Source organism: Nostoc sp. XA010, from assembly GCF_020829625.1.
Taxonomy (GTDB): Bacteria; Cyanobacteriota; Cyanobacteriia; order Cyanobacteriales; family Nostocaceae; genus Nostoc.
Genome location: NZ_JAIVFX010000009.1, coordinates 81,695 through 106,074, shown reverse-complemented (window position 1 = coordinate 106,074; position 24,380 = coordinate 81,695). Strand labels below are relative to the sequence as shown.

The window sequence follows — 24,380 nt, the reverse complement described above, 5'->3', positions numbered from 1 at the left end:
AAGTGCAATTAATAAATCATTTGGAACAAGGGGAGTTCCATTTGTTGCAATCCGTAATCGTTTTTTCGATGATAATGAATTACTTATACAAAAAAGATAAGGGATTACTCATATTTTCAGCAAAACCAAGAATACCGCGATCGCGATGTTCGTAAATTAATTTTCCTTGAGAATCAAATAGAAAAGTTCCTCCCCGTTGTGTCAAATAAGATGAATCTGGTACATAAATATTCCAGTTGCTCAAAACTTCGGTCATATTCCGCAGACGCAGGGTTGCTAATTCAAAAGGACGCTGAAAGCCTTTTCCTCCAGCAGCTTTGAAAAATGAACCTTTTATTGGTGGTAAAGGTGTATTCCTGACAACTTCTTCATCAGCAATTAACTGAGGAGCTTTTTTATCACCTTTATAACCTCGAAAAACTTCCTTCAGAGTTCCCGGGCTAGCAATCCCAGCACACATTAGTATTAAATTCAGCCAAGCTTTTTGTGACGTTGATAACATTGGGAATTGTATAGTCAAACCGCGATAAAGCCCCAAAAAAGCGTGAATTTCAGCTTTTGCATCCACAAACAACCATTCTTGAGGGAAGCCCGTATATTCACAAAACTTGATCCCAGAATTGCGGTTTCCAATTCCAATAGCGCGAATTGTGATTCCTCTTGCTTCAATCTCTTCAAATTCTCTTCGCAGCCACCAAGCGTATTCTAAATTATCAAAATCTCCTAACTGCGACCAAATCAGCACGAGCAACTTTGAAGTATTTGAGCAGCCGTCTAAAATGGGTTTAATCTCTCCATCACTAACTCGCAAGCGTTGAGTTTGACTCAAAATCGAGTAAATATCTGGAGAATTGGTGCGTATTTGAGTATTCATGTACGTGAGGGCAACAGTATTTAATTCAATTATCCTGATATTAAGGAAGTAGTGTAAATTTAACCATGACCACAAGCATAGCCATTGCAGAAAAAATTACCACCCTTCGCCAAGTCGAGGCTACGGGAACCCGAACCCAATACAGAAAATTTAAGTCAAGCGCGAAACGTCATCGAAGCACTACAAATGGCTGAGTTAGATAATTTCTTCCGCGATGCTTGTTCCCTAGCACCAACTGTAAGTATTGATAATTTAGATCCGAATGCGGCGGTTATTTATCCTATAGTTTTAAGCGATCACTTAGAAATTATTATCAAGTTGCCTGGTAAAAATTCTTTACGTCATTATACACAAGCCAATACCTCTGAAACTAAAATTGATGCCGCAGTTGCAAATACTTTAAATGCCTTAAGAAAGCGTAGCAGCAGTTTAAGCCAAAGCAAAGCCGCAGCCAAACAACTTTATGATATTCGACCAATGTAGATATATTGTAGGTAGTGCCCGATATTACACAAGTAAGAGCGAACGCTATCAAAATATTTTGTTTCAAAATCATCATATTATGTAATTTATCTATGCCTAGTCTCAGATTGAATTTTAAAAAGTTGTCAAAGTTTCAGGGGAAGACTAATTTGAAATGTGGAGCCTTGACCAAGCATACTATTTACAGTAATTTGCCCTCCGTATCGTTGCACAATTTGTTGAGCGATCGCAAGTCCAAGTCCAAAGCCGCCTGTTTGCCGAGATCGGACAGTATCTACACGATAAAAACGATCAAATATATGTGGCAAATCAGTGGAGGGAATGCCAATCCCGTTGTCTTTGACCTGAATTACTGCGTAGTGAGACTGGGTAAAAAGATGTAATTCTACCTTACCGTCTGCTGGTGTGTACTTAAAGGCATTAGTCAGAAGATTAATCACAGCTTGTTTGAGCAAATTAGCATCGGCTTTTAACATGATGGGATGCTCTGGAAGGTGAGCATTGAAATTGAGGCTTTGGGCAGGAGCAAGGGCTGCGAAATCTTGGAGAAGCGATCGCAATATCTCACACAAATCAATGGGTTTTAATACGGTTTCCGCAAGGGAACCATCATGACGCGACAAAAAAAGCAGATCATTGATCAGCGTACTCATGGACTTAGCAGTTTGAGCGATATTTTGCAACCGCAATCTTTGCTCCACGGGGTCTTCGGGGGGCATCAGGGCGACTTGGGCATTGCTCAATATCGTAGCAACAGGTGTACGTAGTTCATGAGAAGCATCGGCTGTAAATCGCTGCAATTGCTGATAAGCACGCAGGCTTGGTCGCATCGCCAATCCGCCCAAAAACCAACCTGTAATGCCTATTACACCAAAAGTCACAGGAACCCCAAAAGTTAAAAATAAGCGGGCTTGGTTCAGATTAACGCGTAGAGAGTTCATTGGCACTGCTGCTTGGAAGTAGCCAATGAGCCGCTTATCTTCAAAAATAGGAATTGTGACTTGGCGAACCCAGGTTCTTATCAAATATTCAGCACCTAGTGGTAGTTGTAGCGTTTGAAATCCTGGTTCTGCTGTCAACTGGTTGTTACCCAATGAACCGATAGATTGCAAAAGTTGTTTATCAGAGTTGTACCATCGCGCATATATTAGGCCACCATTTAAAGATGCTCCGTTTTCTATGGGAGTTTTGCTGCGCTGATTTCTCCATTGACTTTGATAAAGCGAGTATTGAGTCTTGGCAGCAAAAACTTTACTTTGTGAAAAAAGTTCGTCGTCAAAAACCCGCAACTGTTCTTCTACACTCAGACAATAACCCACCCCTGCAAAAGCGAACAAAATTCCACCCATTGACAGGGCAAACCAGTGAGCAAGATTACGACGGCTACGATCAAACATTAGTCATTAGTCATTGGTCATTAGTCATTTGTCATTGGGCATGGGGCATAGTTATTCTTCTTGTCTCCTTTTCCCCTTGTCCCCTTTTCCTCTTGTCCCTCCCCTGCTCCCCCTGCTCCCTGCTCCCTACTCCCTGCCCCCTGCTCCCTGCCCCCTGCTCCCTCCCCCCGTGGTTACAAATTCGGCGGATTTATTCGATAGCCCATCCGATGCACTGTTTCTATCCAATCTTTCACACCAATGGTTTGTAGGCGCTGGCGCAAGCGGCGAACCAAGGTAGTCACTGCGTTACTTTCTGGTTCCTCTCCGCAACTCCAAAGGGCTTGCTCAATCTGGCTATGAGATAATACTTGCCGGGGATGACGCATTAAATACTCCATCAATTGAAACTCTCGGCTAGAAAGTTGAGTTGTCAACGAACCAAGTTCGAGCGTCAAACTGGATAAATGAAGTTGCAAATCGCCCAGGCTAAGTATATCTCCTTGCCACATGGGCGATCGCCTTCCTAATGCCCGGACTCGTGCCAATAACTCCAGGACATCCACAGGCTTTACCAAGTAATCATCGGCTCCAGCATCTAAACCTATTACCTTATCTAAAACCGTGTCTTTCGCCGTCAGCATCAATACAGGAGCCAGCTTACCTGCTTGTCGATATACTTGACACAATTCTACACCACTCACTTTAGGCAACATCCAATCTAAAATCAGCAAGTCATAGTCTTTGCGAAAGGCAAACCATTGTGCTGTTTCCCCATCAGCGATCGCATCGACTGTATGCCCCACCTTCAATAATGCTGCCCGCAGTGGCTCTAACTGCGATGGGTCATCTTCGACTAGTAAGATCAACATCCTGCTCAGGTTGCCATAATTTTTGCTTGCTAATTTTAGATTAAAGTAAAAGTGACGGGAAACACTCAACCTTATACCTTTCATGCAGCAACTCCAACTTTTTCAAGCGTTGCGATCATTAGGCTTTGTGTTTTGGTTGTCCTTGCCGTTGATTGGGTTAGTTTTTTGGCTGGGGAGCGGTTTTGTCGGAGATAGGATTTTAAATCGCTCCAACTTCACCAAAAAATATCTGCTAGCGGATACCCAATCGGCACGACAGATTATGAAAAGGATAGTAGCTATCAAAGTGGAAATTCTTCCCCAAAAAGGAATTTCACGGGTAAACGTTAAAACAAATAACTCAGTTCTCACAACGATAGTATTTGAATTTCCAGTCACAGAGATGAGCAAACTTGAAGCCGCTCTTAGTCAGGAGTTAGGCTTACCGCGCGATCGGGTTAAAGAATTAATAGTTGAGTCCAATACATTAAGGTAAAAGACCCGATTTATCGCGTCTTTTATTGCATCAACCTGCACCTTTATTGCATCGACCTGCACCTTTGTTGTATCGACCTGCACCTTTATTGTATTGACCTACACCTTTATTGCATCGACCTGCACCTTTGTTGCATTGACCTACACCTTTATTGCATCGACCTGCACCTTTGTTGCATCGACCTGCACCTTTGTTGCATCGACCTGCACCTTTGTTGCATCGACCTGTAAAAATTAATTTACCCTACACTATGCAGTAACTTTAAAAGATTTGTTTATACACAGTAAAGCAAGGTGGGGTTCTTATCTTTGATTTATACCAGAAGTCTCATGACCAATGACCAGCCTTGACATTTCTCTGTCATATTTATCCAATAAACTACAAGAAAGGTAACGTAATTTTACTTATATCTAAATAATTGACTGTTGATAGCGAACATTTGACTATTCATTGTTCACTTTCAAAGGTTAATCTTTAGCCCTTAACCCTCAGTAGCCCACTGTTAATTGCTATGGATACTTCTGAAAATCAAGTTTCAACGGTTGAAACCCAATCAGATAGTTCTGTGCCTTCTGAGTTAGCACCTACTCGTTCGCGTAAACCTTGGTTCTGGAGATTGCTGATTCTATTTCTGGCAACCGGTGGCATTATTCTATGGCGGATGTTAGCTCCTGGTGGGGAACCACGCTCCTCTATTGCACAGCAACAAGGGCCACCTCCAAAACCAATTGAAACAATCTCCCTCGCAACTGGAAGTGCTACAAGAAGTGTGCAGCTGTTGGGACAAGTAGAAGCCACTCAGCAGTCAACAATCCGCGCTCAAACTGGTGGAATTGTCAAGCAAATTTCAGTGCAACCAGGCGATCGCGTCAACATAGGAATGGCGATCGCTTTACTCGACGATACCGATCAGCAATTGGCAATTAGCCAAGCACGAGCGCAAGTGGCACAACAACGGAGCAATCTGGCACGTTTGGAAGTCGGTACTCGAAAAGAAATCATTGCTCAACGTCAAGCGGCTGTCACATCTGCTAAGGCGCGAGAACTGGAAGCACGGGATAACCTGAAACGCACGAGTGATCTTGTCAAAGAGGGTGCTTTGTCTCAAAGATTGTTAGTGGAAGCTCAAGCACAATTGAATAGCATTCAGGGAGAACGATTAGAAGCTCAAGCAGAACTTGCCGAAGCTCAAGCTGGGCCGATTCAAGAAGAAATCGCCGCTCAACGAGCAAATGTAGAGGCAGCTAAAGCCACCTTAGCTCAAGCAGAATTAGCAAAACAGCGAACTCGGATTTTGGCATCAGAATCTGGTATAGTCCAGACTCGCCATATCAGCAATGGTGATTTAGTTCAAACTTCTGGTCAAATTGTCACCTTAGTAGCAGGCGATCGCTTCGATATTTTCCTAGAGTTACCCGAAGAACTCAGTGGTAAAGTTACCCCAGGTATGACAATCGATCTCACAACTCGCGCTCTACCGCAATGGAAACAACGCGCCACCATCACTGCTGTAGTCCCTTCTGCCGATACAGCTTCCCGTCGCCAGCTTGTGCGTGTCCAAATTAACAAACCCCCGTCAGGATTAATACCAGGAATGGCGATCGCAGGCAACCTAAATATGCCCTCGAATCGCTCTAGCTTTGTGGTATCACGAGATGCATTAACCAGAAGACAAAACGAGTGGTTAGTTTTTGCAGTTGCAGATGGCAAAGCTAAACAAATTCCAGTCGAGATGGTTTCTGACATGGGTAAAAATGTCGCAATTTATCATCCCACTTTACGCACCGGTCAACGCATTGTGCTACGTGGCGGTGATGGATTGCAAGATGGTGCGCCTGTAAAGATAGTTGATCCAACTTAAAACATAGGTTGTACCACACTTCCATAGACTTCTTGCAGAAGTCGGTTAAAGAGGAAGAATCGTCTCTTTCTCCTTTAACTTTCCTTCTTTAAAAGACTGGAAACCCAGTTTAAATATGACTTTCTGAATTACTAATTAATATGAATTTTATTGAAACCGCAGTTCGTTGGCGACATGGAACTTTTGTTTTGTTTTGCTTGCTAGCAATGTTCGGGGTGTTCTCGCTACTAAAGTTACCCTTAGAATTGCAACCAGGAGGCGATCGCCCTGAAATTACGATCACAACCACCTATCCGGGCGCAGGGCCAACAGAAGTAGAAGACCTAATTACCCGCCCCATCGAAGAACAGATGCAAGAGGTGCTAGGTGTCCAAGAAATTAGCAGTACTTCCCGTGCTGGACGCAGCAGCATTACCTTAGAATTTGCTCAGGATGCCAACGCCAAAGAGCGGATGATAGATGTTCTCAACCGCTTGCAACAGGTGGAAAGCTTGCCTCCAGAAGCGCAGGAATCGAATGTAGAACTGGTGGGTGGTAACAGTTCACCGATGATGTGGATTCCCTTTGATACCAAAGAAGGATTTCAACCAGATGCAGACCGTTATCGGGACTTAGCAGACGAAGTGGTGATTCCCCGTTTGCGCCGAGTCGAGGGAACTGGACAATTTTTGTTAGTGGGTGGACAAGAACGAGAAGTCGAGGTGAAGGTTGATCCGAAAGCATTAAGCGATCGCAACCTCGCAATTGGCGATGTAGTACGAGTTCTTCAAGAAAACAACCGCGATATTCGGGGTGGGCCATTAATTCTCGGACGACGGGAATATCGAGTCCGCACAATTAGCAGATCGCAAGATTTATCGCAAATTGAAGGCTTTGTCCTACGACGCGACCAATCAGGCACAGTTTACTTGCGAGATGTAGCAAAAGTACAGATGGGACGCAAACCCCAAGATAGCGCGTTGGTGTTCAACGGCAAACCTGGGGTAGCAGTCGGTGTAATTCGGCAAATTGGGGCGAATGTCCCAGAGGTGGCTAAAGGCATCCGGGCGGAAATTGCTGCACTGCAAACTGAATTTGATCGGCAAAACCAAGGTATTCGCTTTGTTTATAACTATGACGAGAGTCAGTACATCAATCAATCGGTAACGTTCGTTCGAGATAACTTAATCAGTGGAGCATTACTAGCAACTATCGTCTTAGTTCTATTTCTTGGCTCAATGCGAACTGTTGCTGTAGTTGCAATCACCATTCCTATCGGTACAATTATTGTGTTCATTGTCATGTCTGCATTGGGACGCACATTGAACATCATCAGTTTAGCAGGACTAGCATTTTCTGTGGGTATGGTTGTAGATAACTCGATCGTTGTGATTGAGAATGTTTTCACCCACATGCAGCAAGGAAAAAGTGCCATGCGAGCAGCCATTGAAGGTACTCAGGAAGTTTGGGGCGCAATGCTTGGTTCCACTTTAACCAATGTAGTGGTCTTTGTACCATTGTTAATGGTGACAGGTGAAGCCGGGCAACTCTACGCTGATATGGCGATCGCTCTTTCTGCCTCTTCTCTATTCTCGCTGTTTGCGGCATTAACTTTAGTCCCAATGTTATCGGGATTGTTCCTCAAACAATCGGAAGCCATGCAAATGATGCAGGGTGGTGAATATCGGGGCGGTAATTGGTTTGAGCGAATGATAGCTAAAACCTCTGCGGTGTTTCGTCATTTTCAAAGCAAACTGGAAAACTTTCTCGCCGCTACTGTTAGTTGGTCATTGGGACGTAAGCGTATTGGTCGCCGGTTAATTGTGCTGTCGATTCCGATTGTTTTATTAGTGACTAGTATTTTTCTCTTACCACCTGCCGATTATCTACCCGAAGGAAATCGTAACTTAGTTGTATTGCGGGCAGAACCGTTACCGGGAACCAGTATCCCAGAAGCGATTCGGCAATCTGAACCTGTGCAAAAATTTCTGCGATCGCAACCAGAAGTTGAGCGCATCATGTATGTTGACCGTCCAGGGGCACTGCGAGGTATTTCAACTATTTTAAAACCAGAATTTGCCACGACTACAGGACTCGCTGATATGGTAGATCGGTTACGCGCCCAAAGCAGTAACTTTGCTGGATACCGCTTTGTAATCCCCACGCGGATTTCTATATTCCGCGATCCGGGTAAAGAATTTGAAGTGGATATTGTTGGGGCTGATTTAAATCAGATTGGTGATTTAGAAAAGCAAATTACCGGCAAATTGCGATCGCTTCCAGGGGTTCAGAATGTGCGCTCAAACTTTGTATTGGGTGCAGGAGAATTACAAGTAATTCCCAACCGCGAACGCATCGCCGAAGTAGGACTTTCGGAAGCGGAAATTGGTTCGATGGTAGAAGCAGCATTGGGTGGTAAAGTTGCCTCCGATTACATTGATGGCAAAGAAGAATTAGATGTCTCAGTGGAACTGCAAAATACTGCTGTGGAAACCCCAGAGCAACTGCGCCAATTACCTCTATATGCACAAGGGCGACAAGTACAACTGGGGGATATTGCCGAAGTCGTGGAAACAACGGGAGCCGATGCCATTAACCACGTTGATTTAGAGCGCTCAATTAGTCTTACTGTTTCCCTTGCACCCGATGCCCCTCTTGCTACGCTGGTAGAACGTACCGAAGAAGAAATTCTGAATCCTTTGCGTGCCAGTTTACCAACAGGCTATCGGCTAGAACTGTCAGGTTCAGCAGATCAGTTAGCAACAACTGTTGGTCAATTAGCTGCTGCCTTTGCATTTTCGATTTTGATTACTTACTTGTTACTGGTGGCGTTGTATCGCTCATTCCTTTACCCAGTGGTGATTATGGCAACAGTGCCGATGGGTATGAGTGGCGCACTATTGAGCTTAGTTATTGCTAACCTGATTCCGGGAATGAATGTGGCATTGGATATGATTACAGCCTTGGGATTTGTGATCCTTACAGGTGTGGTTGTTAACAACGCCATTTTGCTAGTCGATCGCGCCTTGCAACTCCAGCAAGCAGGTGAAGATTTTGATGCATCCTTATATAATGCGACAAGCGATCGCTTACGGGCGATTTTCATGTCTGCTGGAACTAGTGTGTTGGGGATGTTACCGCTAGCAGTTTTACCGGGACAGGGTTCAGAGTTATATCAGGGGTTAGGTATTGTCTTAACAGGTGGTCTGGCTTTTTCTACGATTTTGACTCCTACTGTCGTACCCGCACTTATGGGTTTACTGTACGATCTTTCTGGACGTAAATCGGCGCGATCGCCAACTGCAAAAAAGCCGGACAAACTAGCTACTAACTGATAATCATCTTTTAGAACCTAACCCTCTTCCATCAGTCTTGGAGAAAGTAATCGCTGTAAGGCTTACGAGACTTCGGTTTCCAAGTTTTAGCTATATTTTTGAATTTCTATTAGAAAATAAAGCCTCAAACCTTGATTGGGTCATAGTTTCAGCTTTCTGCTTCGATTATTGTTTTATGAGAGTGATGGAAGAGCGTTATCGTTCGATAGTATCTGCATGTCGGTGTGTCAGTAAAGCATTGATATGTCGCCGCACAAGATATTTTTGTTGATCTGCGGAGAACTGCTCAGGACAAATGACAACACCAGTGCCAATACCATCCACTAGGGCAATGAGTGCATTGGCTTCGAGGGTTAAATCAAGATCGGCTCGAATCAGCAAGGCTTTTTGTAAGTCAGCTAACTCTTGACAAATAATCTGCCGTAAAAAGTCATAGCGTTTTCGGTGTTCCTGAATAAGGCAATCGCGCCCGATAGAATAGCCCAAAAATGCCACCCAAACCTTCCAATCAGCTTTGTCAATGTCCTCCAGAGGTAGAGCCACAAAAATCATCTGTGCTAGTCTGTCAATTCCTTGTCGTCCCTCGGCACAGGTTTTCATATCCTGTAGGACGTTTTCAAACACCTGTTCCAGGGCAAATAGGGTAAGTTCTTCTTTGTCTCGAAAGTAATGGGTAACAACCCCGGTCGAAGAGCCAAGTTCTTGCGCGATCGCCCGCATACTGGCACGATCCAATCCTTCACGGACAATCACCCGCCATGCCGCTTTAGCGACTTCAATACGGCGATCGTCATAACTCATAGCTCTCCTCGGTTTACAGCAACATGAAACAAGTATCTTGACATCTTATCACAACAGTTGTTATGTTGCTTTAAAACATAACAACTGTTGTGATATTTACTTTAGAGACTAACCTATTTTACACACACGGAATTTGCGATGATTCGACCGACCATACCCGATGACACAACCGCACTGATTGCTTTAGCCCATACAACCGGACTGTTCCAAGCGAACCAACTTGAGGAGCTTGGCGAAATGCTGTCCAATTACTTCGGTGGTAGCAGCGACAGCGATTCTCTACCAGACGGCAAAGCCGAACGCTTTTGGATTACCGACGATGACAACGGGGCGGTGGGGGTCGCTTACTGTGAGATGGAACGGATGACTGATCAGACGTGGAATCTACAGTTGATTGCTATCCAACCCGACCGCCAAGGACAAGGACGTGGTACGATTCTGCTACGCTACGTTGAGCAAACATTGATGGCACGGGGTGGGCGTGTGCTGCTGGTGGAAACTTCGGGTACACCGGACTTCAAGCGCACGCGAGCTTTCTACCGCAAGTGCGGTTATGAGGAGGAAGCACGGATACGCGACTTCTATCAAGCGGGCAGTGACAAAATCGTTTACCGCAAGGCGCTGTCCGCTCACAAGCAGTAAACTTTTGAAAGACGCGATCGCTGTGACAGATCAATCTTCTACATAACTCTGGAAAAATAAAATTTAAAGACAACTTCTAATCTCATTGTTCGTTGATTTGAGCATCTACCTTACCGTTTTCATCTCGTGAGGAGCGCTCTTGAGCAAGTAACCTGAGTGAATCACCAATGTTGCGGGGTTTTGGTACTTTGCCTTTACCAGATGGCCAACCTTCACGCTGACGGGAGCGATCGCCATCTATCTGTTCTGTCTGGTCATGGAATAAAATTTGCTGTGTGGGAAAGGGTAAATCGATGCCATTTTCAACTAACGTTTTCTTAATTGTAGAAAGCACCTTGTCCCGTGAGGCGAGGTCATCTGCACGTCGTGGCGGGTTGATCCACCAACGAACGCGGATATTAACGGTACTTTCAGCAAGTTCCATGAGCAGCACATCAGGAGCAGGATCTTTGAGTATTTCCGGCACACTATGCAATGCTTCAAGCATTAACACCTTAGCTCGGTCTATATCATCGCCGTAACCAATACCGACATCATACTGTAGTCGCCGACTTTCAAAGGCAGTGTTTACAGTTACCGAATTAGTGAACAATTCTGAGTTAGGAATCACAATGCGACGACCATCGTAAGTTCTAATTGTTGTCGCTCGTGTCTCAATATTTTCTACAGTTCCCTCAAAATCTTTAAAAACTATTTGGTCATTGATTTGGAACGGCTCTGTCAAGAGAATCAGAATTCCAGCCAAGAAGTTTTGCAGAATGTCACGAAAGGCAAAACCGATCGCTACGCCGCTAATCCCCAGTAGTTGTATCAAATCTCCGGCTCGGAATGTTGGTATTACAATCGATAAAGCAACAAATAGCCCGATTAACAGTATTGTACCTTGCGCCAAGCGTCCCAGTACTAGTCCTAGATTCCGAGCTTGGTGGCGATCACGAGTCAATCGTTTAACTACTCTCTTAATCGCTCTAGCCACCACGAAGAAGATTGCAAAGACAATCAATGCCAGCACGATATTCGGCAGTAGGACAATGAATCCGTTAATCATTCCCTGGATTCTGTCCCAGAGTGCGGATATATCTGCATTCATGATTTTACTTGTTTAATTAGTCATTTTTAAAAAGTATATAAAAAAATCCTGATATTTAACTCCACCTTCAGTTAGTTTTTCCTATCTATAAATCGGATGAAAAATTTATTTTAAGGTAAGATAATAGGATTTTAGATATTAGACATAGGAGTGAAAATGAATTTACAGAAGTAGTATTACTTCGTCTATGCAAGAGTTTTGAATAACGCATATTTAAATTCGGCGATATCTATTTTATTTGAGAGGGGAATCTGATTTTTCTCCTCTGACTTCTTTTACCTGACTAACTTCAAAATCAGAGAAAATGTTGCCCGATTTCTTTTTCGAGAAACGCTTTTAAAAGACTTACTTATTTTGATGTTACAGGTTCTTGTGCGCTAACGCTCAAGCGAACTTGAGGCGGATTACTCAGCCAATTAGTATCAGTTTTCAGTAGTTCCAAACGCCCAAAAGTTACAGTTCGGTTCAGGAGTGCTTTTATAAAATGGGTTTCGAGTTCTGCTTGTCTAACTAATCGAGTAAAGCTCACAGTTAAAGGTATTAATAAAGCACCAGTCAATCCTAATGCCCATAACAGAGCTTTTCGTGCGCGATCGACAGGAGAATAGCCTGTGAATAAAAATGTCAGCATACAAGCAAGGCTAATATCTGGCGATCGCGATTGCGATGCGTAATCCCAAACCCGAACCGGCAGTTTATCAGCAATTCGTGAAGCGCCAGCAAGCAGAAGCTATTCAACAGACTTTAGCTTAAGAAAAGGAACTTAGCGAATTGAAGTTACGCTTTTTTTCAATGGTATCCTATGAATTTGGTACACCATTGAGTATTATATTGGGGTAGGCTCAACTATTGGCTCAAAGTAATCAGCACTGAACCGAAGAGAAGAAACTTAAAAATCTGTATTGCATTCCATCTTCAAAAATCTATCTATTCATACAAAATATAATTATAAAAAGCTAACGTTAATTTAGAATGAACAATGCCACACGTATTACTTGTAGATGATGAAGCGGCTCTTTGCGACAGTCTCAGTTATACGCTACAAAAAGAAGGTTACACGGTGACTACAGCCGCCGATGGACATAGTGCAATCAAACAGTTTCACAAGCAAGTACCAGATGTAATTTTGCTTGACTTAATGTTACCAGAAGTTGATGGTATGGAAGTTTGCTGGCGGATTCGAGCATTTTCCAATGTACCTATCGTCATGCTTACAGCTAAAGATGAGGATATTGATAAAATTTGGGGTTTAGAAGCAGGTGCAGATGATTATATTACTAAGCCGTTCAACACCCGCGAACTACTAGCACGCATCAAAGCAGTATTACGTCGTCGTTCTGGGGAGCAGCCTTCATGAGAGGCTGGATACCTGGGATTAAATTAAATACAATTTATGCCAAGCTGTTAGGCACATACCTCATGTTAACAGCTCTTGGAACGTCAATGATGGCAGGTTATATCCTTTGGTCGTTCCATGATTACTTCATGCGATCGCGACAAGCAGATTTGGATAACTGGACGAGTGCGTTAAGTGAAAGTGTTGCAGATGCACTAGAAGAAAAAGATATTAAACAGGTAAAGGTGCTAGTACAAAGGTATGGCGCACCACAAACTATAACCTTACGTGTTTTTAGTCAACAAGGCAGTTTATTAGCCACTTCTAACCCAAAGTTAGACAACCAAGTTAAAGATTGGTCTCAGGTTCCGGGAATACGGGAAGCTCTACAAAACCGTGTAAAGCAAGGAATTGCCAAAGGCGTTTTATCAAATAGCGATCGCCTCTACATTACCAAACCTATTGAGCGTAACGGTCAATTACTAGGCATAATCCGAATGTCTATGACTTTGGAGCAACTTCAGCGACAGTTTGCTAGGGTAATTTGGAGTATTTTGGGAACGCTAGCAGTAACGATTCTGCTGTGTGCGTTAATTAGCAGTCGTTTTGCTCGCAGTCTCTCAAAACCGATTGAGTTAATGCAGAATTTTGCTATTCGCTTGGGTGGCGGTCATTTTGGCGATCGGGTGACGATCCATGAGAACAATGAGTTAGATCAATTGGCAGCAGAACTCAACCGGATGAGTGAGCGGTTAGCTTCCCTAGACAAAGAGCGACGAGTGTTTTTAGCCAATGTCTCTCATGAATTACGTACCCCTATAAGTAACGTTCAGGTGACAGTAGACGCACTCAAAGCAGGAGCATTTGAAGAACCAGAATTACGCGATCGCTTTTTTCAAACTATCGAAAGCGAAATCAAACGTTTATCACGATTGATTCATGACTTGCTGGATTTAGGACGTTTGGAAGCAGGAGTTACTGAACTAGAACAGCAAACCATCTCGCTGCATGGATTAATTAACCGCGCTGTCAATGCACTAGAACCACGAATGCGAACTCTAGGAATTTCTACACAAGTGAACGTAGGAAATCTAATTATCCAGGGCGATCCAGAGCGGCTATTACAAGCGATTCTCAATTTGTTGGATAATGCGATTAAGCACTCACCAGCCAATTCTCAAATATTTATTTCTGCATACAGCCAAGGTAAACAAGCTATAATCCAAATTCAAGACCAGGGAAAAGGAATAAAAGAGGGTGATATACCCCGAATCTTTGAGCAATTTTATACAACAGACCCCGCACGTAAAGGTAGTGGCAATGGTCTGGGGTTAGCAATTACCAAGCGAATTATTGAAGCCCATCAAGGCAGTATTATCGCCAGCAGCACACCAAATAAAGGGGCAACTTTTACTATATACTTGCCGATAATTTCTAATTCGTAATACTTGTCTCCGGCGAGAAGCAAGCTACGCCCCGCTACCCTAACGTAATTAACAAACTGATATTTAGTCATTAGTCATTGGTGCTAATGACTAATGACCAATGACTAATGACTCGAAATCCCTCGGCTTTAAGCCGGGGGATGAGTTAACTTGTTCGCTGGCTCATTGTGAATAATGTTATTGCAATATTAATAACTTCTTAAGCCCTAATTAAACCCAATTTGGTAATTAATCTTGTTAGCAACTAGATGGTTGTTATTTAGGTTTTTTATTCCCTTTTATTGTAGAAATCTCAACAAGGACTTTTATGGAACGTGTACATTTCCAAAGCTTGTTGTCCACTACAGCAAAGCGACGACGCTTTCTGCTCGGTGTCGGCACATTGACCGCAAGCACTATTGCTAGTCTTTGGACTCATAAAGTTGTTGCACTGTCAAGATTCTCTGCCTATCCCTTCAGCCTTGGTGTTGCTTCTGGCGATCCTTTACCAGATAGTGTAGTGCTATGGACGCGGCTGGCTCCGGATCCCTTAAATGGTGGCGGTATGCCGCAGGTGAATGTGCCAGTACGGTGGCAAGTTGCTTTGGATGAAAACATGAAAAAAGTTGTGCTAAGGGGCGTGGCATTAGCAACTCCAGAATTAGCGCATTCTGTTCATGTAAATGTACGTGGTTTAGAGCCTAACCGTTGGTATTGGTATCAGTTTAAAGTGGGTAATGAAGATAGTCCGATTGGTCGTACCCGTACTGCTCCAGCGATTGGCGCTAAGTTGAATCAGCTCAACTTTGCGTTTGTTACTTGCCAAAAATGGGAGGATGGTTTCTATTCTGCTTATCGTCGCCTAGCTGAAGAAGATTTAGATTTGGTTTTTCACTTGGGTGATTATATTTACGAATACGGCATCCCTGCCACAGGTGGTGTACGCAACGTTTCTTTACCTGAAGAGTTTAGAAAAGAAACGAATACCCTTGAGCAATACCGCCTTCGATATGCTCTATATAAAACTGACCCGGATTTACAAAAAGCTCACGCCTTGTTTCCCTTTACAGTCACCTGGGACGACCACGAAGTTGAAAATGACTATACCGATGACATTTCGGAAAACAACGATCCGGTCAAAAAGTTTCTTAAAAGGCGTGCTGCTGCTTATCAGGCTTATTATGAGCATCAGCCACTGCGGGAATTTTCCCTACCACAGGGGCCAGATATGCTGATTTACCGTCGGCTGACTTTTGGTAATCTGGCGGAGTTTAGCGTACTTGATAGCCGCCAGTATCGGAGCGATCAGCCATGCGGTGACGGTGAAACACCCCGTTGCCCAGCAGCGCTAGATCCATTTAAAACCATGCTTGGTTCTCAGCAGGAGAGCTGGCTGCTGGATGGTCTTGATCGTTCTCAAGCACGTTGGAACATACTTGCTCAACAGGTGCTAATGGCAGAGCTAGATCATAAAATTGGCCCAGGCGAAATCTTTTGGAATGACTCATGGGATGGATATCCGCTTGCACGTAATCGTGTTTTAAGTCACATCGCCAGCCACCGGATTTCTAACCCAGTGGTGATTACTGGGGATTGGCATTCTACATTTGTCAATGACCTCAAGCTCGACTTTAAGGCTTCTAACTCTCCAACAGTGGCTACGGAGTTTGTCACTCCCTCAATTACTAGCAATGGTGATGCCAATGTTTACGGCCCCTACTACGGCCCGAAGATTCCAGAAAACCCACACATTAAGTTCTTTGATGGCGATCGCCGAGGCTACTTCCGAGTCAACCTTAACTATGAGCGCTGGCAGACTGATCTGCGTATTGTTACAACTGTGAGTCGTCCAGATGCGCCTGTATACACTTTTGCTTCGTTTGTTGTTGAGAATGGTCGTCCAGGTGCCAAATTAGACTAATACTTAAGTTTTTGTGTATTCAAATATTTGAATACGCAAAAAAGTGCGATGGTGTACCCGCCCACCCCACCGTAGGTGATGGGGCTTCATTACTCCCCGATAGCGATACTCTGGGTATAACTTTCTATACGATTGCTCATTTAGCCCTTTAACCCACGCGATCGCTCGTCTTGGATTTTTATGTTTAAAGAACTATTATGTTCCCGAACGAGAGCGAAGATGATCGGGTATATGATGGCGATCGCCTAATATTTCTAACAAAGGGCCATTAACGTCAAATTTAACCATACTTACCGACGCGACCAAAATATTCACCCGATAACGATAGCGTCCCAAATCAATCCCCAGTAAACTGCAAAGCATAATCCGAATCGTGGCTTTATGGGAAACTACTAAAACATTACCTTGGGGATGTTTTTCTTGAATTTCAGCAATTACAGGCATAGAACGGTTAGCAATATCTACCGCAGTTTCTCCACCAATGGGTGCATTCCAAGCCGGTTCTGTCAACCATTTTACATAGTTTTCTGCGTAATTCTCTTGAACAAACGATTTACTCTTAGTTTCCCATTCGCCGTAACTACCTTCTCTAAGCCCGTCACGCAACTGCATATCCATACCTATAGCATCACAAAATGGTTTGGCAGTTGCAATTGTGCGCTTCATAGGGCTAACATAAACAGCCTCCCACTTCAATTTTTGATAAACATCGGCAAAACTGGATGCCATCTGCATACCTTCAGAAGTCAACTCCGCATCAGTTTCACCGCAGAAATTACCACTTTGACTAAAAGTAGTTTCTCCATGTCGCAGTAAATATAAATTGAGTGTCATAGCTTGTATAGCGATTGGGATAAAGGAGTTTGTTCAAAAATAAGATACCATCAATCTCGCAATCAAGTCTGTGTCACCAGGACAAACTAATCAAGCAAAAAAGTCAATCGACCACAAACTTTAATGCAGTAACGCAGTAAATAGTTCTGATGTTGGTTGTAAAAATCCTTCAATACACGCTTTCAAGTTATACTTACTGCATCAATTCAGTCATGCAGTATGACAAGCTCAGTCTGTGCGTGGTGGTGCGCCTCAAGCCGCTATATTTATCAGTCGTGCTGCTAAAGGTACAAAGTTATTGGGTGAAGCGATCGCACTTCTATCAAAAACCAAAGAGGCGACAGTATTAAAAACTGTGAGTCACCTAAAAACAAGCGATCGCAGATACTTTTGGTCAAGTTGCAACAATTTGGGATTTACCTGGCTCTCAAGCAGCAGAGTCAGCGCGGGAGTATGAGCAGTTATTTAAGAAAATTCTGGGGATGCTGTACTTAGAGCATTGGCTTCTCAGGATATCCCTCTTGCTCAATCTTGCGGTTTGGCTTACCTGATCGTTTTCCATGATCGTTACTGCTATGAAACTGATTAAGGTTTCTGTTTAGTTAAATCTATAATTATTTTTAACTAAAACAGCAGAAGTCCCACATCTGTACTGTACTCAGTCAGTGTGGGGATGCCAGTCGCCTGCGACGGGAAACCCGTCTACAGCGCACCGCGAGTGAATGCGCGTGAGTAAGGAATTGACCAACAAGCGATATTGAACGCAGTTCAATTAGGATCGTTGGTCGTTGGCAGAGCCTCTCGAAGAGATGACGAACAAACTTTTTCTGAATTGAGAGAATCAATCCAGTCTTCTACCAAGGATGTAATAGTTTTGTCTTTAGTAGCGGCATAAGTTTGCAACAATCGCATTCTTCTTTCGCTGATTCTTAGGCTTAGTCTTTTATTCTTCATTGGGTGGTTATTGGCTATCCTTTATGTTATTATAGCAAGAGGTCGAAACAAAGGGAATAACCAGAAAGCCACATCACCAACTTTCCAGCGCCACCGGACTGTATTCTCAGGACGTGTGATGTAAGCTTGCAACAATTTCACGATTTCATCGGATTCATTCTGTGATAAACCACGCAGACGGCGCACAAACCCACCAATAAATAACCCACGTTCACCGGATTCAGGATGGACGCGGACAACTGGATGCAGGGTTTCGTATATAGTTGAGGTGAAAACAGCCCGATGCTCTAAAACTTCTTGGGGCAAGTCAATTGTAGCTGCTGCATAATCGTAGGCATTGCTGTGTACTGCCCAGAGTTTATCAGCAAGATTACGTAAGTGAGTTGGTAAATCTTCGTAAGCACTCACGGAGTTTGCCCAAATCGTATCACCTCCTGATGGTGGGATGACAAGCGCCCGCAAAATAGAACCAAGAGGGGGACGATCTACAAATGTGACATCGGTGTGCCAAGTGTTGGCGCGGCTCACAGTCTTGCCGTAATTTAGATCAAGAACTTCTGGGTTTTCTGGCAATGAGGGAACGGTGGGATGCGCTGTGGTGACTTCCCCAAAGCGTCGGGCGAAGGCTACTTGTCCTTGAGCGTCAAGGTTCTGATCTCGGAAGAAGATGACTTTGTGTTTAACTAAAGCTTTACGGATATCGCTGATGATTTCATTGCTGAGGTTACTGCTCAAGTCAACACCAATGATTTTTGCACCGATACGTCCGGCGATTGGTTTGATGTCAAAGTGTTGGGAAGTCATAATATTTGTGTCTCCAAGGGTTAATTAATTGTTTTACGCAGAGAGTAGGAGCTTGAGAGAAATTTTTGCGATCTATGCAGGGTAAAAGACGAATGTTCGTAGTTCGATGCTTTCTCGTGGGGGAGCGTTGGCTGGGCTGGTGGGGTCTTCAAAAGCTGTATGGCCGGCAAAACGGGCGGGTCCGTGTTCTGCGGAGTCGAAGCATTTGATAAATAGTGCTTCGTCTCTGTGCATTTGCGGGAACTAGAACCATTTATGTTTGGAGTTATACGTGATTCCGTAGGTTTCACCGACGCGATCGCGGTACACTAAATCACCAGCCACAATGTCTGTGGGTGCGATACTTTGCGCGTCACACACTGCTAATGGTGACTCTTGGATTGGTTGTGCAATCGCTCGCCAAACATTGATGATCGCAAATCGTTGTTGCAATAGTGTATCAATTTCATCATTATCTATCCGCCGCGCTGCTAGTTCCAAACGGGCGCGAGTATAGCCTGATTTGGCGGTGAAGTCATTGTGTACGCGCTTGGCAGGTTCTTTAATATTATTCTCACCTGGCTTGGACTGACCGGCGTTACGCAGGGTGTGATCGAATATTACTACCTTCGTTGCACCTGTCACTTCTTTTAACAATTGCTCGGCTTCTGGATAGTAGACGCGGCGTACTTCGTCTTCGTCGTAAAAGTTGCGGACATTAGTATTATGTCCAGTAAAGGCGAATCCTTCTCGATCTAACGAGATGTTGTTTGAGATAGAACGAGCATTGTAAATTGGCAGTTTGTGCGTCTGATAAGTTGCATTTGTGCGGGGAATGCCTGGCGGTGGTTCATAAGTATAGTTGACAGGTTTTTCTGCCATTGGAACCAGGTAACTAAGGTTAGCCTCTACGTATGGCAGTTCTGCGGAAATTGGTTTGTCTAGAACTTGGTTATTTAAGCTCATAGGTTATCCCATTTTGGATTTTAGTTAATTTCTGTCAATCCCTGTGCCCTATTTTTGAACTGCACCAACGGGAACAGGTTCACCGAGAACTTTGGCGAATCTTTGTAAATAAAAGTCCACAGGGTTTGCTACTGCTTGAATTGAGGAGCGATCGCTTAAGCTGTTCCACCATGTCTGCAAACGAGGTGTTTCTGCTGGTAGTGTGAATTTGCGGAAGTGTTCTAAGAGTGGTAAACGTTCAAACCAAGGATAGAAGCTGATATCAACTAGGCTAAACTGATCTCCTAATAAGTAATCACCTTTGCCTAATCCTTCTTGTTCAATATATAGAAGTGCTTCTGTAAACTCTCTTCGTCCTTGTTCCTGTTCTTGGCTATCTTTACCGCGCAGCAATTTATTAAAAGCTGGGACAAGGCGAGTATTAGCGTAGTCTATCCAGATACGAGCGATCGCTTTAGCTGCGGGATCGCGGGGTAACAAAGGTGGTTCGGGAAAAACCTCATCTAGATATTCATTGATAATGGCAGACTCGTAAATTTCAACATCCCCATGTTTGATAGCTGGAACTTTACCATAGTGGGAAATCTGTGTGTACCCATCTGGTTTGTTTTGTAAGTCAATTTCTATTGGGGTGAAGTCAATACCTTTTTCCAGTAAAACTACACGGGTACGTTGAGAGAAGGTAGAGGCTTTGGCGAAGTACAGTTGTATGTTACTCATGAAATCCTTTCCTTATAATCATCCTGAACAGAGAATATTCGAGATTTACAACTCAAACTCAAGCAATAAGAAGGAAGCAAGATGGGTTGATTAGTGCAGTTAAATAATTGACTGGCAGCTATCTATGTCAGTTAAATGATATATTACACTTTATCGGTCGATTTAGCGTAGTTCTTATATTATACAGTCTTCCTGAAAATATGTATACCTAATTATTAGTGTAACTAAATAAATATTTAGACATAATCAGGCTTGTCAAAAACAGGTATTATATGTACTCGAAAGCTGACTCTAATAGGCAGATCCGTCTTGGCTTGCTAGTACCCGCAGGTAACACGACGTTTGAGCCTGACTTTAACTCCGCTTTTTCCAGTCAAGTCAGTATTCATAGCCATCGCGTGATTGCTCAACGCTTACACGCATCTGAGAGCTATGAATCAATGGATGACATCAATGAAGAAGCTGTTAAGGAAGTAGAAAAATTAGCCAGAGCCGGGGTACATTTGGAGCATACGGCTTCACAACAGCAACATTTTACCGAGGGCGAGTTTTTGCTGAACAACTAGAGCAGGCACAACAACAGGTGCTAGGAGTACCTGTTGTTGTGCCTGCTCTGGCTCTATTAGAAGCCTTGGCATATCTAAAGATTAAGAAAATTTCTGTAGTCACTCCTTATCCAGAATGGAACAACCAAACGCTAAAAACGTTTTTGAGTGAAGCATCTTTTGAAATAGTGGGGTTTAAAGGTGATGAACGCTCAATAGAAGTAGCAAAAAAGAATTACCTTTGGCATCAGTTACCTAATGAAGCCGCAACTTTTATCAAGGAGGTATCTCACAAAGGTGCAGATGCTATTGTGTTGCCCTGTACGGCATGGAGAAGATTTGAGGTGATTGAGGAATTAGAAGCAGATTTAAAGATTCCTGTAGTTACAGCAAATCAAGCCACAATATGGAGTTTAGCAAGGGGTGCTTCTCAGGGCGAACGCATCGCCGTTTCCCCTTCCTAAATAAAATTATTGTAGAGAAATTTAGCTTCTCTATAAATAACAATTGAGAACTGATTTATGATTAATTTTTGCTAGATGATTACTCCATTTTCTGACGTAGGCTTAAAGGTCTCATATCTGTCCAAACTTCTTTAATATATTCAAGACATTCTGATTTAAGCCCTGATTTGCCTACATCTTTCCAGCCAAGAGGATTTTCTTTTTCAGATGCCCAAATTGAATATTGTTCTTCGTGATTGACTACAACTTTGTAAATAGTGGTGTCTTCTTGATCGCCTTGATACATTATTACGTCCTTTGAATTAAGTAAATGTGTATGACTTAAACTACTTTCGCACTGCTCAGAGTTTGAGGGTATTAAGGTAAAAATTCACCCTCTCGGAGTTTTGATATGCTATTTTTAACAGCCTGAATAATTTGATTAATATCTTCATCTGTATGGGCTGTAGATAAAAATCCTCCATTTCCTCTCAACATAATTCCCTGGTCAAGCAGATGATAATAAAGTAAATTATAAGCTAAGGAAATATCGGGATTGCCAGCATCTTCTTCGCTATCGTTTTCTGAATAAACAGGGCCAAAAAGTGAACCAAAATTTGTGAGTTGGATAGGTAATCTTTCTTGATCAAAGTAATTATTCAAGGTTTTTACAAACTTGGTTGTGCGTTGATTTAACTGATTTTGTAGAGTAAAACTTTGAGTTTTCAAATGTTCTAGTACTGCTTTAGCAGCAGCTAAAGCTAGGGGATGTTTGCAGTAAGTTCCGGCAAAAAAAGTAGTTTTTTGGTCAGGAGATGATAAATCTCCATAATTCCACATTCCACCATCGATCGCATCCATGAAATTGGCTTTGCCTGCAATGATGCCGATCGCTATTCCACCACCAACGATTTTACCATAGGCGGCTATGTCTGCTTCTATTCCAAACCAAGCTTGAGCGCCACCTGGATGAATGCGAAAACCTGTGACCATTTCATCGAAAATTAAGGCTATTCCCGATTCTTTGGTTAATTTTCTCAGTTGCTGAAGGAAGGCTTGGGGTTGTAAATCTAAATTTTCTTTTTGAACTGGCTCAACTAAAACCGCAGCTATATCTTGAGCATTATTGGCGATCGCTTCAATTGATTCCTGTTCACCGTACTTTAAAACTAAAATATCTTCAACAAAACTTGACGGTATTCCTAGTGCAATTGGTACAGTTTGTAAATTATCATCTATAATTTTCACTTTTCCTAGTGTACCATCAAAATGCCCATGATAAGAGTTAGAAAATATGACAATTTTCTTACGTCCTGTAACTGTTCTTGCCATACGAATTGCTGTCATTATGGCTTCTGTACCTGTGTTACTAAAAGCGACTCGCTCCATTCCTGTGAGTTCGCAAATCAATTGAGCAACTTCACCTATAATTTCGGCTTGAGAACCTAGCTGTATACCTTTCTCTAGTTGTGCTGCTAATGCTTCCTTGATAAAAGGTGGGTTATGTCCAAAAAGATTAACGCCAAATCCCATCACTAAATCTATATATTCATTACCATCCACATCCCATATTTTGCAGCCAGAAGAACGATTCGTAACAATAGGATAAAAAATTTCTTTAAGAGGAATATGAAAATCAACAAAAGTTTTATTATCAGCTAAAAATGGACGGTGGGCTTGGGAAAGCTGCTTTGATATTTTGGTCTTTTGATTATAGCGGGTAATAAAATCTTCTAAATATTTTTGCTGATGTGTAGTTAGATTGATCGTAGATACTATTTCACCGATTTTTTGCGTATCGATTAAAGAACTTTGTTGGGCAATGAACATATATTTTTTGGTGTTATTTAAATAATGGTTTTTTTATTTTGTGCATACAAAATAAGCTACGATAGCATCATCTGTTCCTGTGAGAATATCGTCTTTGTTGTAGCATTCTACTTTTTGGAATCCTACACTTTTGAGAGCAGATAAGACTTGTGCTTGAAAATAGCCTTTAACTAACCAAGTAATATCGTGACGTTGCCAATTATCATTAATTAATTCAAATATAGTAATATCGATTGTACCGATTGTTTTTTCTGAGCTATAGCTCCGCCTTAACGCCCAAGCATACTCATCTTTTATATCTCCAAGCATTGAGTTATTCCAATCAGACTGATATCGCCGATCTAGACTTAAGTCGAACATGAATAAGCCATCGGAGAGGAGTGCTGTATATACATTTTTAAATACATTGGTTAATTCTTCTAGATTGATGACATGATTAAGACCACAATCTGTAGAAATTACTCCATGAAAGCTTGATGTTAATTTAAAATCACGCACATCATCAATGATAAATTTAGCACTAGGAGCGTTCTCTCTGGCATATTGTATTAGTTTTTCAGAGCCATCAATTCCAGTAATTTTATATCCTTTTTGGAGTAGTTTATGAGCTAAATGTCCTGCTCCACAGCAAATATCAAGAATTTGAGCTTCTTGAGGAAGATATTTGAGTAGTAATTGTTCTATATCAGGAAGTAGTGATTCGCTAACTTCTGTCCCCCAAGTTTCATTGATGATGCGAGCAAAGGGATCGTAAGCGGAATAACAAGTTGATGAAAGCATAAGTTTATCGGATTTAAAATGCAAAGTGACGCTGAGATAAGTGCTAAGGTTCGCAG

24 protein-coding genes and 1 pseudogene are annotated in these 24,380 nt (G+C 42.7%); 11 read left to right on the top strand and 14 right to left on the bottom strand.

Annotation, left to right across the window (positions count from 1 at the left end; genetic code table 11):
• Nucleotides 1-79: 79 nt before the first annotated feature.
• Complete coding sequence (locus LC608_RS15615) at nucleotides 80-874, bottom strand: peroxiredoxin-like family protein (protein WP_229554406.1); 795 nt, start codon at nucleotides 872-874, stop codon at nucleotides 80-82.
• 84 nt (nucleotides 875-958) lie between these two features.
• Between LC608_RS15615 and LC608_RS15610 the strand changes: the two genes are divergently transcribed.
• Entirely contained in the window at nucleotides 959-1,357 is a 399-nt protein-coding gene (locus tag LC608_RS15610; RefSeq protein ID WP_229554405.1) for a hypothetical protein, read from the top strand.
• Between the two features lie 125 nt (nucleotides 1,358-1,482).
• Here LC608_RS15610 and LC608_RS15605 read toward each other — a convergent pair whose 3' ends face one another.
• Nucleotides 1,483-2,754, bottom strand: coding sequence for a cell wall metabolism sensor histidine kinase WalK (locus LC608_RS15605; protein WP_229554404.1), 1,272 nt, complete (start codon nucleotides 2,752-2,754; stop codon nucleotides 1,483-1,485).
• Between the two features lie 173 nt (nucleotides 2,755-2,927).
• Complete coding sequence (locus LC608_RS15600; protein WP_229554522.1) at nucleotides 2,928-3,605, bottom strand: response regulator transcription factor; 678 nt, start codon at nucleotides 3,603-3,605, stop codon at nucleotides 2,928-2,930.
• An 82-nt stretch (nucleotides 3,606-3,687) separates the two neighbouring features.
• On the opposite strand from LC608_RS15600, the gene LC608_RS15595 reads away from it, so the two are divergent.
• From LC608_RS15595 to LC608_RS15585, 3 genes are all read left to right on the top strand, one after another.
• Nucleotides 3,688-4,080, top strand: a complete 393-nt coding sequence (locus LC608_RS15595; protein ID WP_229554403.1) for a hypothetical protein — start codon at nucleotides 3,688-3,690, stop codon at nucleotides 4,078-4,080.
• A gap of 511 nt (nucleotides 4,081-4,591) precedes the next feature.
• On the top strand, nucleotides 4,592-5,941 hold the full coding sequence (locus LC608_RS15590; RefSeq protein ID WP_229554402.1) for an efflux RND transporter periplasmic adaptor subunit: 1,350 nt from the start codon (nucleotides 4,592-4,594) through the stop codon (nucleotides 5,939-5,941).
• Nucleotides 5,942-6,081: 140 nt separating this feature from the next.
• Complete coding sequence (locus LC608_RS15585; protein WP_229554401.1) at nucleotides 6,082-9,255, top strand: efflux RND transporter permease subunit; 3,174 nt, start codon at nucleotides 6,082-6,084, stop codon at nucleotides 9,253-9,255.
• A gap of 195 nt (nucleotides 9,256-9,450) precedes the next feature.
• On the opposite strand, the gene LC608_RS15580 is transcribed toward LC608_RS15585, so the two are convergent.
• Complete coding sequence (locus tag LC608_RS15580) at nucleotides 9,451-10,056, bottom strand: TetR/AcrR family transcriptional regulator (protein WP_229554400.1); 606 nt, start codon at nucleotides 10,054-10,056, stop codon at nucleotides 9,451-9,453.
• Nucleotides 10,057-10,194: 138 nt separating this feature from the next.
• Here LC608_RS15580 and LC608_RS15575 point away from each other — a divergent pair, with 138 nt between their 5' ends.
• Nucleotides 10,195-10,698 (top strand): N-acetyltransferase, encoded by a 504-nt coding sequence (locus LC608_RS15575; protein WP_229554399.1) that lies wholly within the window; start codon nucleotides 10,195-10,197, stop codon nucleotides 10,696-10,698.
• A gap of 82 nt (nucleotides 10,699-10,780) precedes the next feature.
• Here the strand turns inward: LC608_RS15575 and LC608_RS15570 are convergent, their stop codons facing one another.
• Both LC608_RS15570 and LC608_RS15565 read right to left on the bottom strand, forming a co-directional pair.
• Complete coding sequence (locus LC608_RS15570; RefSeq protein WP_229554398.1) at nucleotides 10,781-11,788, bottom strand: mechanosensitive ion channel family protein; 1,008 nt, start codon at nucleotides 11,786-11,788, stop codon at nucleotides 10,781-10,783.
• Nucleotides 11,789-12,137: 349 nt separating this feature from the next.
• Entirely contained in the window at nucleotides 12,138-12,419 is a 282-nt protein-coding gene (locus tag LC608_RS15565; protein WP_229554397.1) for a hypothetical protein, read from the bottom strand.
• A 348-nt stretch (nucleotides 12,420-12,767) separates the two neighbouring features.
• Between LC608_RS15565 and LC608_RS15560 the strand changes: the two genes are divergently transcribed.
• From LC608_RS15560 to LC608_RS15550, 3 genes are all read left to right on the top strand, one after another.
• On the top strand, nucleotides 12,768-13,145 hold the full coding sequence (locus tag LC608_RS15560; protein WP_229554396.1) for a response regulator transcription factor: 378 nt from the start codon (nucleotides 12,768-12,770) through the stop codon (nucleotides 13,143-13,145).
• On the top strand, nucleotides 13,142-14,569 hold the full coding sequence (locus LC608_RS15555; RefSeq protein ID WP_229554395.1) for a cell wall metabolism sensor histidine kinase WalK: 1,428 nt from the start codon (nucleotides 13,142-13,144) through the stop codon (nucleotides 14,567-14,569). Before LC608_RS15560 ends, LC608_RS15555 begins: the two co-directional genes overlap by 4 nt.
• Nucleotides 14,570-14,876: 307 nt before the next feature.
• The gene (locus LC608_RS15550; RefSeq protein WP_229554394.1) at nucleotides 14,877-16,469 is read left to right on the top strand and encodes an alkaline phosphatase; all 1,593 of its coding nucleotides are present in this window, start codon (nucleotides 14,877-14,879) and stop codon (nucleotides 16,467-16,469) included.
• Between the two features lie 195 nt (nucleotides 16,470-16,664).
• On the opposite strand, the gene LC608_RS15545 is transcribed toward LC608_RS15550, so the two are convergent.
• Nucleotides 16,665-17,303 carry a histidine phosphatase family protein gene (locus LC608_RS15545; RefSeq protein ID WP_229554393.1) on the bottom strand — a complete coding sequence of 213 codons (639 nt, stop codon included), beginning with the start codon at nucleotides 17,301-17,303 and terminating at the stop codon, nucleotides 16,665-16,667.
• 235 nt (nucleotides 17,304-17,538) lie between these two features.
• Here LC608_RS15545 and LC608_RS15540 point away from each other — a divergent pair, with 235 nt between their 5' ends.
• Nucleotides 17,539-17,760, top strand: coding sequence for a hypothetical protein (locus LC608_RS15540; protein ID WP_229554392.1), 222 nt, complete (start codon nucleotides 17,539-17,541; stop codon nucleotides 17,758-17,760).
• A 311-nt stretch (nucleotides 17,761-18,071) separates the two neighbouring features.
• Here LC608_RS15540 and LC608_RS15535 read toward each other — a convergent pair whose 3' ends face one another.
• The 4 genes and pseudogenes from LC608_RS15535 to LC608_RS15520 form a co-directional block, all read right to left on the bottom strand.
• A complete protein-coding gene (locus LC608_RS15535; RefSeq protein ID WP_308189880.1) occupies nucleotides 18,072-18,215 on the bottom strand; it encodes a hypothetical protein in 144 nt (47 codons plus the stop codon).
• Between the two features lie 63 nt (nucleotides 18,216-18,278).
• On the bottom strand, nucleotides 18,279-19,061 hold the full coding sequence (locus tag LC608_RS15530; RefSeq protein WP_229554390.1) for a TauD/TfdA family dioxygenase: 783 nt from the start codon (nucleotides 19,059-19,061) through the stop codon (nucleotides 18,279-18,281).
• 72 nt (nucleotides 19,062-19,133) lie between these two features.
• Nucleotides 19,134-20,006, bottom strand: a pseudogene (locus LC608_RS15525) (CmcJ/NvfI family oxidoreductase).
• Between the two features lie 48 nt (nucleotides 20,007-20,054).
• Nucleotides 20,055-20,726, bottom strand: a complete 672-nt coding sequence (locus LC608_RS15520; protein ID WP_229554389.1) for a glutathione S-transferase family protein — start codon at nucleotides 20,724-20,726, stop codon at nucleotides 20,055-20,057.
• A 272-nt stretch (nucleotides 20,727-20,998) separates the two neighbouring features.
• Here LC608_RS15520 and LC608_RS15515 point away from each other — a divergent pair, with 272 nt between their 5' ends.
• Both LC608_RS15515 and LC608_RS15510 read left to right on the top strand, forming a co-directional pair.
• Complete coding sequence (locus LC608_RS15515; protein WP_229554388.1) at nucleotides 20,999-21,292, top strand: hypothetical protein; 294 nt, start codon at nucleotides 20,999-21,001, stop codon at nucleotides 21,290-21,292.
• On the top strand, nucleotides 21,208-21,735 hold the full coding sequence (locus tag LC608_RS15510) for an aspartate/glutamate racemase family protein (RefSeq protein WP_229554521.1): 528 nt from the start codon (nucleotides 21,208-21,210) through the stop codon (nucleotides 21,733-21,735). Before LC608_RS15515 ends, LC608_RS15510 begins: the two co-directional genes overlap by 85 nt.
• 79 nt (nucleotides 21,736-21,814) lie before the next feature.
• Here the strand turns inward: LC608_RS15510 and LC608_RS15505 are convergent, their stop codons facing one another.
• The 3 genes from LC608_RS15505 to LC608_RS15495 all read right to left on the bottom strand — a co-directional run bounded on the left by LC608_RS15505 (nucleotide 21,815) and on the right by LC608_RS15495 (nucleotide 24,324).
• Complete coding sequence (locus LC608_RS15505; RefSeq protein ID WP_229554387.1) at nucleotides 21,815-22,021, bottom strand: MbtH family NRPS accessory protein; 207 nt, start codon at nucleotides 22,019-22,021, stop codon at nucleotides 21,815-21,817.
• A 71-nt stretch (nucleotides 22,022-22,092) separates the two neighbouring features.
• Nucleotides 22,093-23,544, bottom strand: a complete 1,452-nt coding sequence (locus LC608_RS15500; RefSeq protein ID WP_229554386.1) for an aminotransferase class III-fold pyridoxal phosphate-dependent enzyme — start codon at nucleotides 23,542-23,544, stop codon at nucleotides 22,093-22,095.
• A 33-nt stretch (nucleotides 23,545-23,577) separates the two neighbouring features.
• On the bottom strand, nucleotides 23,578-24,324 hold the full coding sequence (locus LC608_RS15495; RefSeq protein WP_229554385.1) for a class I SAM-dependent methyltransferase: 747 nt from the start codon (nucleotides 24,322-24,324) through the stop codon (nucleotides 23,578-23,580).
• Nucleotides 24,325-24,380 lie beyond the last annotated feature (56 nt).